Origin of the sequence: Rummeliibacillus pycnus, from assembly GCF_002884495.1 — a bacterium.
In the GTDB taxonomy this organism is placed as follows: domain Bacteria; phylum Bacillota; class Bacilli; order Bacillales_A; family Planococcaceae; genus Rummeliibacillus; species Rummeliibacillus pycnus.
Window position 1 is genome coordinate 1,823,353 of sequence record NZ_KZ614145.1, and the last position, 14,480, is coordinate 1,837,832.

16 protein-coding genes are annotated in these 14,480 nt (G+C 35.5%); 1 reads left to right on the top strand and 15 read right to left on the bottom strand.

Annotated elements, in window-relative coordinates; all coding sequences use genetic code 11:
• Window positions 1–10: 10 nt before the first annotated feature.
• From resA to CEF14_RS09100, 5 genes are all read right to left on the bottom strand, one after another.
• Window positions 11–541, bottom strand: a complete 531-nt coding sequence (resA, locus tag CEF14_RS09080) for a thiol-disulfide oxidoreductase ResA (protein WP_102692550.1) — start codon at window positions 539–541, stop codon at window positions 11–13.
• A gap of 119 nt (window positions 542–660) precedes the next feature.
• Entirely contained in the window at window positions 661–1,392 is a 732-nt protein-coding gene (locus CEF14_RS09085; RefSeq protein WP_102692551.1) for a pseudouridine synthase, read from the bottom strand.
• 208 nt (window positions 1,393–1,600) lie between these two features.
• Window positions 1,601–2,599, bottom strand: coding sequence for a D-alanyl-D-alanine carboxypeptidase family protein (locus CEF14_RS09090; protein ID WP_245890123.1), 999 nt, complete (start codon window positions 2,597–2,599; stop codon window positions 1,601–1,603).
• A 19-nt stretch (window positions 2,600–2,618) separates the two neighbouring features.
• Window positions 2,619–3,218, bottom strand: coding sequence for an SMC-Scp complex subunit ScpB (scpB, locus tag CEF14_RS09095; protein ID WP_102692552.1), 600 nt, complete (start codon window positions 3,216–3,218; stop codon window positions 2,619–2,621).
• The gene (locus tag CEF14_RS09100; protein WP_102692553.1) at window positions 3,184–3,969 is read right to left on the bottom strand and encodes a segregation/condensation protein A; all 786 of its coding nucleotides are present in this window, start codon (window positions 3,967–3,969) and stop codon (window positions 3,184–3,186) included. The genes scpB and CEF14_RS09100 overlap by 35 nt, the downstream gene beginning before the upstream one ends.
• Before the next feature lie 56 nt (window positions 3,970–4,025).
• Here CEF14_RS09100 and CEF14_RS09105 point away from each other — a divergent pair, with 56 nt between their 5' ends.
• Window positions 4,026–4,526, top strand: a complete 501-nt coding sequence (locus CEF14_RS09105) for a DUF309 domain-containing protein (protein WP_102692554.1) — start codon at window positions 4,026–4,028, stop codon at window positions 4,524–4,526.
• Here CEF14_RS09105 and CEF14_RS09110 read toward each other — a convergent pair.
• The 10 genes from CEF14_RS09110 to fur all read right to left on the bottom strand — a co-directional run bounded on the left by CEF14_RS09110 (window position 4,523) and on the right by fur (window position 14,473).
• Window positions 4,523–4,894: a GNAT family N-acetyltransferase gene (locus CEF14_RS09110; protein ID WP_102692555.1), complete on the bottom strand. Its 372-nt coding sequence runs from the start codon at window positions 4,892–4,894 to the stop codon at window positions 4,523–4,525. The genes CEF14_RS09105 and CEF14_RS09110 overlap by 4 nt on opposite strands.
• Before the next feature lie 194 nt (window positions 4,895–5,088).
• On the bottom strand, window positions 5,089–6,405 hold the full coding sequence (lysA, locus tag CEF14_RS09115; protein WP_102692556.1) for a diaminopimelate decarboxylase: 1,317 nt from the start codon (window positions 6,403–6,405) through the stop codon (window positions 5,089–5,091).
• A 101-nt stretch (window positions 6,406–6,506) separates the two neighbouring features.
• A complete protein-coding gene (locus CEF14_RS09120; protein ID WP_245890126.1) occupies window positions 6,507–8,078 on the bottom strand; it encodes a spore germination protein in 1,572 nt (523 codons plus the stop codon).
• The gene (locus CEF14_RS09125) at window positions 8,071–8,862 is read right to left on the bottom strand and encodes a SigF/SigG family RNA polymerase sporulation sigma factor (RefSeq protein ID WP_102692557.1); all 792 of its coding nucleotides are present in this window, start codon (window positions 8,860–8,862) and stop codon (window positions 8,071–8,073) included. The genes CEF14_RS09120 and CEF14_RS09125 overlap by 8 nt, the downstream gene beginning before the upstream one ends.
• A 5-nt stretch (window positions 8,863–8,867) precedes the next feature.
• A complete protein-coding gene (spoIIAB, locus tag CEF14_RS09130) occupies window positions 8,868–9,314 on the bottom strand; it encodes an anti-sigma F factor (RefSeq protein ID WP_102692558.1) in 447 nt (148 codons plus the stop codon).
• Window positions 9,307–9,660: an STAS domain-containing protein gene (locus CEF14_RS09135; protein ID WP_102692559.1), complete on the bottom strand. Its 354-nt coding sequence runs from the start codon at window positions 9,658–9,660 to the stop codon at window positions 9,307–9,309. The genes spoIIAB and CEF14_RS09135 overlap by 8 nt, the downstream gene beginning before the upstream one ends.
• Window positions 9,661–10,302: 642 nt before the next feature.
• Window positions 10,303–11,607, bottom strand: a complete 1,305-nt coding sequence (locus CEF14_RS09140) for a pyrimidine-nucleoside phosphorylase (RefSeq protein ID WP_102692560.1) — start codon at window positions 11,605–11,607, stop codon at window positions 10,303–10,305.
• 15 nt (window positions 11,608–11,622) lie between these two features.
• Window positions 11,623–12,825 carry a phosphopentomutase gene (gene deoB / locus CEF14_RS09145; protein ID WP_102692561.1) on the bottom strand — a complete coding sequence of 401 codons (1,203 nt, stop codon included), beginning with the start codon at window positions 12,823–12,825 and terminating at the stop codon, window positions 11,623–11,625.
• Window positions 12,826–12,905: 80 nt separating this feature from the next.
• Window positions 12,906–13,811, bottom strand: a complete 906-nt coding sequence (gene xerD, locus CEF14_RS09150; RefSeq protein ID WP_245890129.1) for a site-specific tyrosine recombinase XerD — start codon at window positions 13,809–13,811, stop codon at window positions 12,906–12,908.
• 182 nt (window positions 13,812–13,993) lie between these two features.
• Window positions 13,994–14,473: a ferric iron uptake transcriptional regulator gene (gene fur / locus CEF14_RS09155; RefSeq protein WP_102692562.1), complete on the bottom strand. Its 480-nt coding sequence runs from the start codon at window positions 14,471–14,473 to the stop codon at window positions 13,994–13,996.
• Between the last annotated feature and the right edge of the window lie 7 nt (window positions 14,474–14,480).

Consider the following 14,480-nt stretch of genomic DNA (forward strand, 5'->3'; position numbering starts at 1 on the left):
GAACCCCTTCTTATGGTTTAATACTTGTTAGGTATTTCTTAATATCTGTTTCCGTCATTTCTCCTGTTATAATTCTTGCTATTTTACCCTCTTTGTCTACTAATACTGTAGTTGGTAATGGATCAACATTATAAACCCTCATAACACTCTTTGTTTTGTCAAGTAAAATTGGAAACTTGACTCCAAGTTTATCCGTATAGCTTGAAACTTCTAAATCAGGTTGAGCAATATTAATACCTAAAATTTGAATACCTTGGCCTTTAAATTGTTTGTACTGATCATTAATGGCTGGCATTTCCCTTTTACAAGGTTTACACCATGTTCCCCAGAAATTCAATAAGACCCCTTGACCTTTATAATCTGATAATTTATGTGTCTTACCATCTAAATCTACTAATGAAAAATTGGGTGCATCGTCGCCTACTTTTAATAGTTGTACGTCATCATTATGAGCAGCGTTATACACTGTATAGATAATAGCTGCAACTAGAACAGCTAAAATGATCAACCGTGTATAAAATCTCTTTTGTTTTTTCTCCATTGTAAGTAGTAAGCCTCCTTAGTCCGACACAAACAATCTACTCCATTATAACAAATTATGGGTTATTTACTTATATATATATGATAGGTTTGTGAATCTTTTGTAACAACAGGTAAAATCTAGCCGATTTTACCTGTTTCAGATAGAACACGAAGTTGTTTTACTTCATGTGCTGTTAATTCACGTGATTCACCTGCATTCAATCCGTGTAAACCTAGAAATGCAAATTGTTCACGTTTAAGTTTTAGCACTGGACAACCAACTGCTTCAAACATGCGTCGTACTTGTCGATTACGACCTTCATGAATTGTAATGGCTATAATTGATTTTCCTTGTTCTCTATTTGAAGAAAGTACTTTTACTTTAGCTGGAGCAGTCTTTCCATCTTCTAGCATAATTCCTCGTTCTAATTTTCGAAGATTTTCTTTACTTAGAAAACCTTTTACTTTTGCCACATACGTCTTATCGATGTTATAACGGGGATGTGTTAATAGATTTGAAAAATCGCCGTCATTCGTCAAAAGTAATACGCCCGAAGTATCGTAATCTAATCGACCGACTGGAAAGATTCTTTGTTCAACATGTGGGAATAAATCCACTACAGTTTTTCGTCCACGATCATCAGAAACTGCAGAAATTACACCTCTTGGTTTATATAATAAATAGTAAACCTTTTCTTCTTTTTCAATTTTAATACCTTCTACCTCGATTGAGTCTGAAGCAGAAACTTTTTTACCAAGCTCTCGAACCACTTGACCATTTACTTTTACTTTACCTTCTATTATTAATTCCTCTGCTTTTCTTCTTGAAGCAATGCCAGCATGAGCAATCACTTTCTGTAGTCTTTCCATTTGGTCACCTCATTAAACTTATTGCTAATAGCCTTCAAAAATTATTGCATATTTTTGCTAATAATAAAAGTATTAGAAACTATACTATTGATTTGAAAGAGTCAGTAAGTAAATTTGATTTAAATTTTTGAAATAACAAAAAACATTCAGATGAGACCATCTGAATGTTTTTCGGCGACAAACTAACTGCTCTTTTTGCAGTATATTGTTACTTCCAAATCATGTGAACAGGTTCTTCAATTAAGGGTTGTCCGTCGAGATAAAACGACCAAACTCCGATATCACCTTGTGCAATCCGTGGCATTCTTAAGATGGATTTCACCTTTTTTTCTTCTTCTCTTGAAATCAGTGCATAAACAGGATGATCCAATTCAACTTGTAAATCATCTCTTACTTGATATAACCCCTGTTTTGCCAATAATCTCTTATCATATTTTTGAAAGGCACTTTCTGCAAAGCTTGCATGTACTTCCCAGTCATTTGACTCATTCAATGTTACAACAATTACTCGCTTACCATCTTTTTCAAAATAAGTTGCGAGCGTACGACCTGCAACTTTTGTGAAACCTGTTTTACCAGCAATTGCATATTTATTGTAATGTAGAAGTTTGTGTTTATTTTTCCAAACAGTGGGATTTTGCAAATCATTTTTGTAATATTTTGCAGTAGCTATTTTCTTGAACTTTTCATCCATCATACCAATTCTTAACATTTGAGCTGTGTCATATGCAGATGATAAATGCTTTTCATGATGGAGACCTGATGGATTTTCAAAATAAGTATCCGATAAACCATATAAAATCGCATAGTCATTCATCAATTTTACAAATCCTCCTACTGAACCACCTACTTCTTCTGCAATTGCTGTAGCAGCATCGTTACCCGATCGCAAAAGTAAACCGTTTAGTAATGTTTTTAACGTAGTCTTTTCACCTTCAACAAGATATATTGAAGAACCCTCACTTAATGTTGCTTTTTTTGAGATCGTTGTTTCAGTGTTTAAATCTGCTTCTTTAATCGCAACAAAAGCAGTCCACATTTTGGTTAGACTAGCGATTGGTAGTCTTTCGTGTTCATTCATGCCCATTAACAATCTTCCTGTATCTGCATCAATTACTGCATAGGAACTTGTAGCTGCTTCTGCTGTTTTTTCAAATGGCATTAATACAATAATACAACTCAATACAACACCAATCCATCGACGCAAAATTTCACTCCTTTAGCGATCATTCTGTTTGAGGTTCTTGAAATGCTTCTTGGAACTTAGACATAAACAAATCTGGCTGTTCGTCTAATTCAGCAACTCCCTTTTCTGGAAGTTCAGGCAATTCGTTAATATTCTTCATACCAAAATAATTCAAGAATTCTTTTGTTGTACCATATAAAATGGCACGGCCAGTACCTTCAGCTCGCCCAACTTCATGTACTAAACCTCTTGCACTTAAAGTATGTAACGCTCTTTCACTTTTTACACCTCTTAAATCATCAATTTCTACACGTGTAATTGGTTGTTTATATGCTATTATCGCTAATACTTCAAGTGATGCTTGTGATAATGATTGACTCGGAGGATTTTCTACTAATTTTTGGATCAAATCTGCATGTTCAGGATTGGAAATAAGTTGGAAAGTACCTGCCAATTCTTTTATCATGATTCCTCTGTTTTCTTGTTCTTCATAATTTACCATCATTTGTTGTAAGGCTTCTGAGATTTCTTCTTCATTTGTTTCCGTTATCATTGAAAGCTGTTGGATTGTTAATCCGTCTTCTCCGATGACGAAAAGAAGACTCTCAATTTTGCTCATCAATCGACTCAAGTTGTTCATCTGTTATTTCTTCCTTCCGTAAAATCACCGTTAAATCCGCAAAATTATTTTCTTGTTCAACGGCTACCACTTGCCGCTTCATAAGTTCTAAAAGAGATAAAAACGTTACAACAAGTGTTCCCTTATCTTCATAAGGAAATAAATCAAAGAAATCTGCACGTCCATGGAATGATTTTAACACACCAATAACTGATCGCATTTGGTCTTTGATGGATATGTCTTGCTTTGTTACTTTTGTTGTAAGCGGTGCTTTTAACCTTTTGCGGTTTAGCATTTTTTGAAATGCTGCTACCAAATCGTAGACATTCACAGAAGTATCAAACAATACTAATTGTTCATCAGGCATATATTCGGATAAATCTGCTGGAGGTCTTGTAAAATATTTTGTACGGGTTGTTTCCATTTCTTTTAAATTTATAGCTGCTTCTTTAAATTTCCGATATTCTATTAATCTTGCTACAAGTTCATCACGAGGGTCTGGTTCATCTACTTCAAATTCTTCATCATCAAGCTCCCCTTCGTGAATTGGCAATAGCATTTTACTTTTAATGGCCAGCAATGTAGCTGCCATTACTAAATATTCGCTTGCTTCATTAAGCTCTAAAACTTGCATCGCTTGAATATGCTCCATATACTGTGCAGTAAGCTCGGCCATAGGGATGTCATATATATCAATTTCCAAACGATGGATTAAATGTAATAATAAATCGAGAGGACCTTCAAAAGCCTCTAATTTTACTTCATACGACATAATTAACCACCTGACAATTTATCTTCAAAATTTAGTATAGAGGAAAGGTGAATAAAATGCATCCAATGCATCACCCTTTATTTATCCAATTTCTTGCTTATTTCAACGGCAATCAAGATTATTTTGAATGCCATGAAGTTTTAGAGGAGTATTGGAAAGAGGTAGCTCCACGAGAAAAAATACACCCACTTACAGGATGGATACAATTAGCAACTGGTCTTTATCATTGGAGACGTGGAAATTTTAAAGGGGCACATACTATTTTAAAAAAGGCAGAACGTACATTAACTGCTTCTATATATGGTCCGTTCTTAGAAGAAATTAATACGTTAAATTTGTTAAATCAACTACATCTAGCTCAAAAAAAAGTAAATAATCATGACCCTTATCAATCTTGGTATATTGAGATAACCTCTCCAATTTTAAAATCAAAAGTAGATGACTTTATAGCCTCTTTGCCTCCATCGGATTCGAATTTTATACAAAATAAACATATGCTTAGAGATCGTTCAGATATTCTATTCGCACGTCAACAAAAAAGAAGAAGCAGACATTAATACTTTTTGTCTGCTTCTTCTAACATCGTTAGACATTTTTGGATAAATGGTTCAGTTAAAGAATCAGGTTCGATTGAACCACATACATCCATCTCTGAAAGCTGTCGAATCATTTCTACTCCAAGACCTTCACCACGATGAGAAGGGTCTACTGATATATGTCTAACAATCCATTGACTATCTTTGATCTCTACACCAACTAGACCGATAGTATCTTCTGCTTGTTTCCATAAAAACAGTTGCCAGTTTGGATCAGAATTATATTGACAAATCGTCTCTTGTAGCTTTTTTACGTCTTTATGATCAGGCATAAAGGACAAGAGTCCCATTGCAATTTTTTCGTATGCTTTCTTATAACGACATAACATATATTAGATCCCTCTTTTTTTGCCTTTAAATATCCTTGAATATCCTACACGAAAAGCAAAAAATACGCAAATTTTTTCCCATTATTTAGGACATTGAGTTTGGTGCTATTAAAAGCCAATATATTATACCCCATATACCTGATATTATTAGTAATGTTATTAATAAAATAATATTACTTTTTTTCAAAGTGAGGTTACCCCCTTCCAATTGTTAACGGAAGGTCTAGCTTTACAAGGTCTTCATAACTTTCACGTTTGACAGCTAACTGATGTTCACCGTTTTCAACGAATACAACAGCTGGTCTAGGTATTCGATTATAGTTACTCGCCATAGAATAACCATATGCACCCGTACAAAATGTCGCAAGAATATCGTTTGGCTTTGCTTCTGGAAGATTAATGTTTTCAATTAGTTTATCACCAGATTCACATAATTTTCCGGCAATCGTGTAAGTCTCTGTAGTAGGTTGTGACATTTTGTTAGCAATAACCGCATTATATTTAGCGTCATATAGAGCAGGTCTGATATTATCAGACATACCTCCATCAACTGCCAAATACTTACGTGTATTTGGGACTTCTTTTTGTGAACCTATTGTATATAGAGTTGTACCTGCATCACCCACTAATGAACGTCCTGGTTCAATCCAAATTTCTGGCATCGGTATATTTAACTTTTTTGCTTCTTCTTTCACTGTTTTAATCATATCATCGACATATATAGCAGGTTCTAATGGCTCATCTTCATCCGTATAACGAATCCCAAATCCTCCACCTAAATTTAACACAGTCGTGTGGAATTGATATTTTTCTTGCCATTCTCCCATTTTATCCGCAAGCTTTTTAGCAGCTAAGCGAAATGCTGCTGTATCAAAAATTTGAGAACCAATATGGCAATGCATTCCTTGTAATTCTAAAAATGGATCATTGAATAACTCTTTGAAGGCAGCATCAGCTTGACCATTATTTAAATCAAAACCAAATTTTGAATCTGATTGACCAGTAGTAATAAAATCATGTGTATGGGCTTCTACACCAGGAGTTACTCGAATTAGTACATGCATTTTTTGTTTTCTTTGTGTAGATAATTTTTTCAATACATCAATTTCATAAAAATTATCTATCACAATACATCCAATTTTAGATTCAAATGCAAATTCTAATTCTTGTAAGCTCTTATTATTTCCATGAAAATGGATTTTTTCGCTTGGGAATCCTGCTTGTATTGCAGTAAATAACTCTCCACCTGAAACTACGTCAACAGATAATCCTTCTTGTGTAGCAACTTGATAAATCGCAACACTTGAAAAGGCTTTACTAGCATATGCAACTTGTGCTGAAACGGAAGCCTTTTTAAACGTATCGATAAAGCCACGCGCTCTTTTTCTAAATAATGCGAGGTCATAAACAAAAAGTGGCGTTCCATATATGTTAGCTAATTCTATAGTATCTACACCACCGATAGATAAATGGTCATTATCTGTAATTGTTTGTGTTCCGTATAAATGCATCCAATCTCTCCTATCGTATCCATGATCATTTGTAATGAATACACGGAATTTTCTATATCATGAACTTTATCACGATAGGAGAACAGATGCAACGGCTCAACTCATGAACGTTTTCGATCCTTAGCTCCAACAATAAATGGTCTTGGTGCATCATTTGTCATTGGATATCGTATTAGTACATGTGCGAAAGCATTTGGGAAGAATGGAATAAGTGGCCATAAATACGGCACTTTCATTGGTTTTAACGAAGCCATATACCATACTGTACCTAAAATACCAATAAAGAAACCATTGACTCCAAAGGCGGCTGTTAGTAACAATAATAAGATTCTGAAAATCTTAACGGATACACTCAGTTCATACGATGGGATCGCAAAAGTGAAAATAGCAGAAACCGCTGTATAAAGGACAACCTCCGCAGAAAACAGTCCTACGTTTATGGCAATTTGCCCAATAATGATACCTGCTATAAGTCCCATTGCCGTCGACAAAGGCGTTGGCGTATGGATAGCTGCTAATCTCAAATATTCTATACCAATATCTGCTACCAGAATTTGTACAAGGAGAGGGACAGAGGTTTTTTTATTGAGACCTATAAAGTCCATAAATGAAGGGACATATTCGGGATGTTTAACAAGCAGAAACCAAAGTGGTAGTATGAAAAAGCTAAGAAAAACTCCAAAAAAGCGTAGAAATCTTACGACCGTTCCAATTGCAGGTGCCTGTCTATACTCTTCAGCATGTTGCAAATGATGAAAAAGAGTCACTGGCACTAATATAACAGAAGGAGAGGTGTCAACAACAATTGCAATATGTCCTTCTAATATATGCGCTGCCACAATATCAGGTCTTTCACTATATCGTACAAATGGTAACGGATGATAGCGTTGTTTGATTAACCATTCTTCTAATGATTTATCTGCCATCGTCAGTCCATCGTGTTCAATTTTCTTTAAGCGTTCCCTTATATAATTTAAATGCTCTTCATTGACAATTTCTTTCAAATAGACAATTGCTAAATCCATTCGGCTTTTTTCCGTCACTTGATGTAACTCAAAGCGTAATGATGTATCACGGATTCTTCTACGAATAAGAGCAGAATTTAAAATAATATTTTCTGTAAAACCATCCCTTGATCCTCGAATAACTTTCTCGTTGTCTGGTTCCTCAGGATTTCTCCCTGGATAATTTCTTAAATCGGCTGTGATTGCGATACCAGAAGGTGTTATAAAAGCTACTTGTCCACTCATAATAGCAGTTAATAATTTATCTTTTGAAGTTTGCAACTCCCAAGAAAAAAACGGAAAGGACTCAAAGAAATAATCTGCCTCAGCTTGGACACTTTCTTTCTTTGATGGTCCCTGTTCCTCATCTGATTTAGACTCATGTAATTCATCTTTATCTTGTTTTATTTCTAATTTAGCTCTTCCTGACGAAAATTTATCTCTTTCATATACAGATGTCGGCTGGATTGCTGTTAATAATCGAGTGTAATTTTGACTATCGATTAAACCGTTAATATTTATCGTAAAAACATCCATATTATGAACATGAATATATTTCATATTAATATCGAAGCTTTCACTTTTCCCAAATTGGGAAATCATGAAAGCTTCTGCTGCTTCGTTACTTTGAAAAATTGCTTGTGTTTCACTGTTAGTACTATTACTCATGATCTGCCACCTTTATCAATTGTTCATATTGCTGATCTGTAAGCCAAATTTTCAGTTGTGCTAAAATTCGCTTTTCTAGACGTGAGACTTGAACTTGTGAAATACCTAATCTTTCAGCAATATCACTTTGCGTACAGTCGAGATAATAGCGTAAATAAATGACAGACTGTTCACGTTTACCTAGTCTTTCGAGCATATCTTTTAACGGAATATGTTCAAATGGCTTTTCTGATCGCTCATCTTTCATTTGATCCATTAAACTTATTGGATCACCATCACTTTCAAAAATTTGCTCATGAAGCGATGCGGGATCACGCAAAGCATCACTAGCCATAGTAATATCATCAATTGGCACATCAAGTATTGTTGCCAATTCTTGAATTGTTGGGGGTCTCTCATTATCTTTTAGAAAATCGTCTGTAGCATGACGGATTTTATAATTCAACTCTCGTATTGAACGACTAACTTTAACCATCCCATCATCACGAAGAAACCTTTGAATTTCACCAATAATCATTGGTACAGCATATGTTGAAAATTTCACTGGATAAGATAAATCAAATTTATCAACAGATTTCATCAGTCCAATACATCCTATTTGAAAAAGATCTTCTAAATCGGCACCCCTTGAAGTAAAACGCTGAACAATTGACCATACAAGTCTGGTATTTCCCTCTACCATTTCTTTTCTCGCCGCTTCATCCCCTGCCTGCGCTAATTCAATAAGTTCTCTCATTCTTTCCTGTGTCAGTAATTCTTTTGACGCTTGCGGGTTTGATGTCATTGTTCTCACCTTACATAAAGCGGCTCTTGTACTGGTTGAAATTGTTTCTTAAAGGTGACGGCCGTTCCTTTCCCTGGTTCTGATTGCACAGCTAGTTGATCCGTGAAACTTTCCATTATTGTAAAACCCATACCTGATCTTTCTAGCATTGGTTTTGTCGTATATAGTGGTTCCATAGCTTGTTTTACATTTTCAATACCAACGCCTTGATCTAAAATTGTAATCGTTACTTCTCTTCCTTGGCGTGAAGCCTGCACTGTAACAATACCATTTGGATTTTCATCATATCCATGAATAATTGAATTTGTTACAGCCTCAGAGACAACTGTTTTAATTTCTGATAATTCTTCTATTGTCGGATCTAAAACAGCTAGAAAACTTGTTATTGCAATTCTAGCAAGTGCTTCATTATCACTAATTGCTAAGAATGATAGTGTCATTTCATTATCCATGAAGAATCCCCCCTAAACTTTGGATGGCTTCTTGCTCTGATTCATGCCAGATATATTTTCCTAATCCTGAAAACTGAAAAATTTTCTCCATAGTTGAAGAAGGTTTGATGATTAAAGTACGACCATTCTGTACTTGTAGGTCTCTCATCCTACCTAAGATTAACCCTACTCCTGCACTATCCATAAACTGTAACCCCTCTAGATTCCAAATAATATCTTGTACATATCCACTGTAAATAGCTTGCGAAATATCTTCTCGGATATGGCGAGCTGCATGATGATCTAGTTCTCCTTTTAATCTGATAATCGCAATTTTTTCTGAAGTAATTTCAATATGGTGCTGCATTTACATACCTCCTTTTCAAAAACTATTCTACCTAAGAATAGAAGAATCCTATGCCCTGACAATTTAACAATCAAAACGCTAAAGATAGAAAAAATACGACAGCTACCATCCGTTAGTATGTATTTAAATCATGATTTTTAATCATGGAAAAACATTTCAATCAAAAAATATTCTAATGTTTTTCGATGATCAGATTGGTTATCAATTGCACTTTCCTACGAAAGGAAAATCATTTAGAATTCGCGTGTATTTATGGGTGATTTACTTGCGTTTTCGTATAATCTACTTACGATTTTCTGAATGAACCTCTTCTATATTTTCAGTCCCTAAATTCTGCCCAGTAGAGAAGCGGATATCTAAAAAGGGTAAAGAACTTTGTCAGATATCCTCATCTTTTGGATTCAAAAAATTCTTCAATAAACTGTTTGAATAGAGTTCAAGGAAAAAGTTAGCTCCCTCCGTACTACCAAATAGAATAAACACGGTAAAAAATTTTTAAAAATTACACTTGTCAAGACCATGGTTTATCTTAAAAAAATAGAAAAAGGTATCGAGAGGAAGTTGTTCTCTCGATACCTTTTGTCGATACTTAATACTCTATCAAATTGTTCTTGGGCAATGTGTTGTTCACACTGCTATCATCTATTCTGTAATGATAGCTTCAATCAATTTAGGTGCATTTACCTTTTCGGTAGAAACCTCAATATTTGCGTAAATTTTATCCATTACTTCTTTTACATCTTCACGATTTGAATAAATGGTAACGAGTGATTCACCAGCTTGTACAGCTTCTCCTACTTTTTTGCGAAGAACTAATCCAACCGCTAGATCAATTTCAGATTCTTTTGTTGCTCGTCCTGCGCCTAATAACATTGCGGCAGTACCAATTTCATCTGCAACAATATGACTAACAAAGCCTGGTTCTTTTGCAGGTACTTCAAATGTATATTTGGCTTGTGGAAGTAATGATAGGTCATCCACTACCGCAGGGTTACCCCCTTGACCTTTGATGAACTTTTTAAATACTTCTAAAGCAGCACCATTTGCAATGACTTCTTCTAGCTCTTTACGAGCTTCTTCGATTGTTTTTGCATGACCACCAAGTACAACCATTTGTGAACCTAATGTTAGACAAAGTTCTGTTAAGTCTTTTGGTCCTTTTCCACTTAATGTTTCGATTGCTTCTTTTACTTCTAATGCATTTCCGATTGCGTAACCTAGAGGTTGGTTCATATCAGAAATAATTGCCATTGTGTTTCGTCCGACATTTTTACCAATTTGAACCATAGCATGAGCAAGTTTTTTTGAATCTTCCACTGTTTTCATAAATGCGCCGTCACCTGTTTTAACATCTAAAACGATGGCATCTGCACCAGCAGCAATTTTTTTACTCATAATAGAACTTGCAATCAAAGGTATACTTGGTACTGTACCTGTTACATCACGTAATGCGTATAATTTTTTATCAGCAGGTGTTAAGTTACCACTTTGACCGATAACAGCTAATTTTATGTCATTTACTTGTTTAGTAAATTGATCAGTAGTAAGTTCTACATGGAAACCTTCAATAGACTCTAATTTATCGATTGTCCCACCTGTGTGACCTAATCCGCGACCACTCATCTTTGCAACAGGAACACCTACTGCAGCAACTAGAGGCCCTAGTACAAGCGTTGTTGTATCACCTACACCACCTGTTGAATGCTTATCTACCTTTACACCCTCTATTCCTGACAGATCAATTTGATCACCTGATTGTACCATTGCCATTGTAAGATCAGCACGTTCACGATCCGTCATATCTTGGAAATAAATAGCCATTGCCAGACTACTTGCTTGATAATCAGGAATTGAACCATTTGTATAACCTTCTACAAAAAAGTGAATTTCTTCACTCGTTAATTCATATCCATCACGCTTTTTCTCAATAATATCAACCATTCTCATGGTATCATCCCTCACTTATTTTAAAAGTTGCAAAAAGCTTTTACCGTATTCAGGCAATTCAACCCCAAAATTTTCAGCAACTGTTGCACCAAGTGATGCAAATGTGTTCATTTTTGGAAGTGCTTTTCCTTCTTTAAATCGTGGTGAAAACGCAATCAATGGAACGAACTCACGAGTGTGATCAGTTCCTGGGAATGTTGGATCATTACCATGGTCGGCTGTGATCATTAGTAAATCATCTTCATCCATTAATTCTAAGACCTCAGGAAGACGTTGATCAAATTCTTCAAGGGCTTCACCATAACCTATTGGGTTACGACGGTGACCATATTTTGCATCAAAATCTACAAGGTTTAAGAAGGATAGACCATGAAAATCTTTTTTCACAACTTTTACTAGTTGATCCATGCCATCAGTATTGTCTTTTGTTCGAATTGCTTCCGTTACACCTTCACCATTATAAATATCAGAAATTTTCCCTAATGCAATAACATCTAATCCAGCATCTTTTAACTCATTCATTACTGTACGACCAAATGGTTTTAACGCATAATCATGACGGTTAGAGGTACGAGTAAAGTTCCCAGGTTCCCCTACAAATGGACGTGCAATTACACGTCCTACTAGGTATTCGGGTTTTAAAGTAATTTCACGTGCAATTTCACAGATTTTATATAATTCTTCAAGAGGTATAACATCCTCATGTGCTGCGATTTGTAGTACAGGGTCAGCAGATGTATAAACAATAATCGCCCCTGTTGCCATGTGTTCTTTACCAAAGTCTTCGATAACTTGTGTACCTGATGCTGGCTTGTTACATAGTACTTTACGTCCCGTACGTTCTTCTAGTTCATCAATTAATGATTGTGGGAAACCATTGGGATAGACTTTAAAAGGTTTGTTTATATTAAGGCCCATAATTTCCCAGTGACCTGTCATTGTATCTTTACCTACTGAAGCCTCTTGCATATAACCATAATGTGCTTCTGGTCTTTCAACGGATTTCATACCTTTAAGATCTTCAAGTCCAATTAAGCCTCGAATATTTGTGTAGCCAAGACGTTGCATATTTGGCATTGATAGCCCTTTCATTTCATGAGCAATATGTCCAAGTGTGTCAGCACCAACATCATTAAATTTAGCCGCATCTGGAGCTTCGCCAATACCAACTGAGTCCATAACGATTACGTGAATACGTTTAAACGGTTTTATGTTCATCAAAATATCCTCCTTGTTCATACATTCATTCTATCAAATTTCGAAAAAAAATAAAGGTCAGACATCTGACAAAAGAAAAATTATGCTCTAGGGTGAAATTGTTTGTAAACTTCAGATAATCTTGTCTTACTAATATGCGTATAAATTTGTGTTGTCGCAATATCTGCGTGACCTAGCATTTCTTGTACAGCTCTCAAATCGGCTCCATTCTCAATTAGATGTGTTGCAAAAGAGTGTCTTAAAATATGTGGTGTTAATTCTTTATCAATGCCGGCTTTTTCAGCATACCCCTTCATTAATTTCCAACAACCTTGTCTAGTTAATCTTTTCCCTCTTTGATTAATAAATAACGCTTCTGTTCGTAATTTTACATTTTCTAATTGGAAACGAGCCTTATTTAAGTAGTTAGTGCAAGCTTCAATGGCAGAATTCCCCAAAGGGATAATACGTTCTTTTCCACCTTTACCAAATACCCTTACAAACCCCATCGTTAAATGTATGTCATCTAAATTAAGTTCAATACACTCGCTCACACGCATCCCAGTTGCATACAGTAATTCCAACATGGCACGATCACGAACCCCCTGTGGTTTAGCAACATTTGGTGCGGCAATTAAACGATCGATTTCTTCTATTGATAATACTTTTGGTAATTTTTGTTCAATTTTCGGCATTTCAATATGAACGGTTGGATCATGGTCGCATCTCTTTTCTCTCAGTAAGAATTGATGAAAAGAGCGAATAGATGAGATATGTCTGGAGACAGTACGAGCAGATATCCCCTTGTTTCTCAATGATTGTAAATACTGCATTATATGAAAGCGATCTATATTATCGAAGGTTTCTAGCTGCTGCGTTTCGAAGATATTTTTGGAATAATCTTTAATATCACGATTATATGATTGTAATGTGTTTTCTGATAATTGGCGCTCGACTCGAAGAAAATGTATGTAATCTGCTATCGCATCTTGTATTTCCTGTTTCACAGCTAAACCCCTCCCAAGTTAAAAGTAATCTTGCTTTAACAATTGAATAAACATTTTTCAATTGAAAGCTTTAAAAATGGCTTTCGATTCGAAGATTTGCAACAAAAGTCTGCACAAGGCTTCTTCGTTCTTCAAATAAAAAAGGACAGCACCACCGCCATCCTTTACTAATTCGCTATAAACTATTGATCGTTAGTATGTTTGTTTTTTTCTTCCTCGGCATGCTTTTCGTTACAACGCCAGCAAATACCATGGAATGTCAAACGGTGATCTTTAATCTGGAAATTCCATCTTCTTTCAACCACCGCTTCCACGTCTTCGAGTAAATCTTCTTGAATTTCATCGACGGCGCCACATTCGATACATACGAGGTGATGATGAAAGTGAGCTGCTCCTTCTTGTCGTAAATCATAACGAGACACTCCATCGCCAAAATTAATCTTGTCGACAATTTTCAGTTCTGTTAGTAACTCTAATGTACGATATACAGTCGCTAGACCGATTTCTGGTGCTTTTTCCTTCACTAAAAGGTAAACATCTTCAGCACTTAAATGATCTTCCTCATTTTCTAAAAGTACTCTAACCGTCGCTTCTCGTTGTGGCGTCAGTTTATAGCTAGCACCATGTAATTGTTTTTTAATTCGATCAATACGGCTCTCCATACGACGC

What these genes read in the sequence shown, in the direction of transcription:
- resA (WP_102692550.1), bottom strand. Translation starts at nt 541, where the DNA reads ATGGAGAAAAAACAAAAGAGATTTTATACACGGTTGATCATTTTAGCT.
- CEF14_RS09085 (WP_102692551.1), bottom strand. Translation starts at nt 1,392, where the DNA reads ATGGAAAGACTACAGAAAGTGATTGCTCATGCTGGCATTGCTTCAAGA.
- scpB (WP_102692552.1), bottom strand. Translation starts at nt 3,218, where the DNA reads ATGAACAACTTGAGTCGATTGATGAGCAAAATTGAGAGTCTTCTTTTC.
- CEF14_RS09100 (WP_102692553.1), bottom strand. Translation starts at nt 3,969, where the DNA reads ATGTCGTATGAAGTAAAATTAGAGGCTTTTGAAGGTCCTCTCGATTTA.
- CEF14_RS09105 (WP_102692554.1), top strand. Translation starts at nt 4,026, where the DNA reads ATGCATCCAATGCATCACCCTTTATTTATCCAATTTCTTGCTTATTTC.
- CEF14_RS09110 (WP_102692555.1), bottom strand. Translation starts at nt 4,894, where the DNA reads ATGTTATGTCGTTATAAGAAAGCATACGAAAAAATTGCAATGGGACTC.
- lysA (WP_102692556.1), bottom strand. Translation starts at nt 6,405, where the DNA reads ATGCATTTATACGGAACACAAACAATTACAGATAATGACCATTTATCT.
- CEF14_RS09120 (WP_245890126.1), bottom strand. Translation starts at nt 8,078, where the DNA reads ATGAGTAATAGTACTAACAGTGAAACACAAGCAATTTTTCAAAGTAAC.
- CEF14_RS09125 (WP_102692557.1), bottom strand. Translation starts at nt 8,862, where the DNA reads ATGACATCAAACCCGCAAGCGTCAAAAGAATTACTGACACAGGAAAGA.
- spoIIAB (WP_102692558.1), bottom strand. Translation starts at nt 9,314, where the DNA reads ATGGATAATGAAATGACACTATCATTCTTAGCAATTAGTGATAATGAA.
- CEF14_RS09135 (WP_102692559.1), bottom strand. Translation starts at nt 9,660, where the DNA reads ATGCAGCACCATATTGAAATTACTTCAGAAAAAATTGCGATTATCAGA.
- CEF14_RS09140 (WP_102692560.1), bottom strand. Translation starts at nt 11,607, where the DNA reads ATGAGAATGGTTGATATTATTGAGAAAAAGCGTGATGGATATGAATTA.
- deoB (WP_102692561.1), bottom strand. Translation starts at nt 12,825, where the DNA reads ATGAACATAAAACCGTTTAAACGTATTCACGTAATCGTTATGGACTCA.
- fur (WP_102692562.1), bottom strand. Translation starts at nt 14,473, where the DNA reads ATGGAGAGCCGTATTGATCGAATTAAAAAACAATTACATGGTGCTAGC.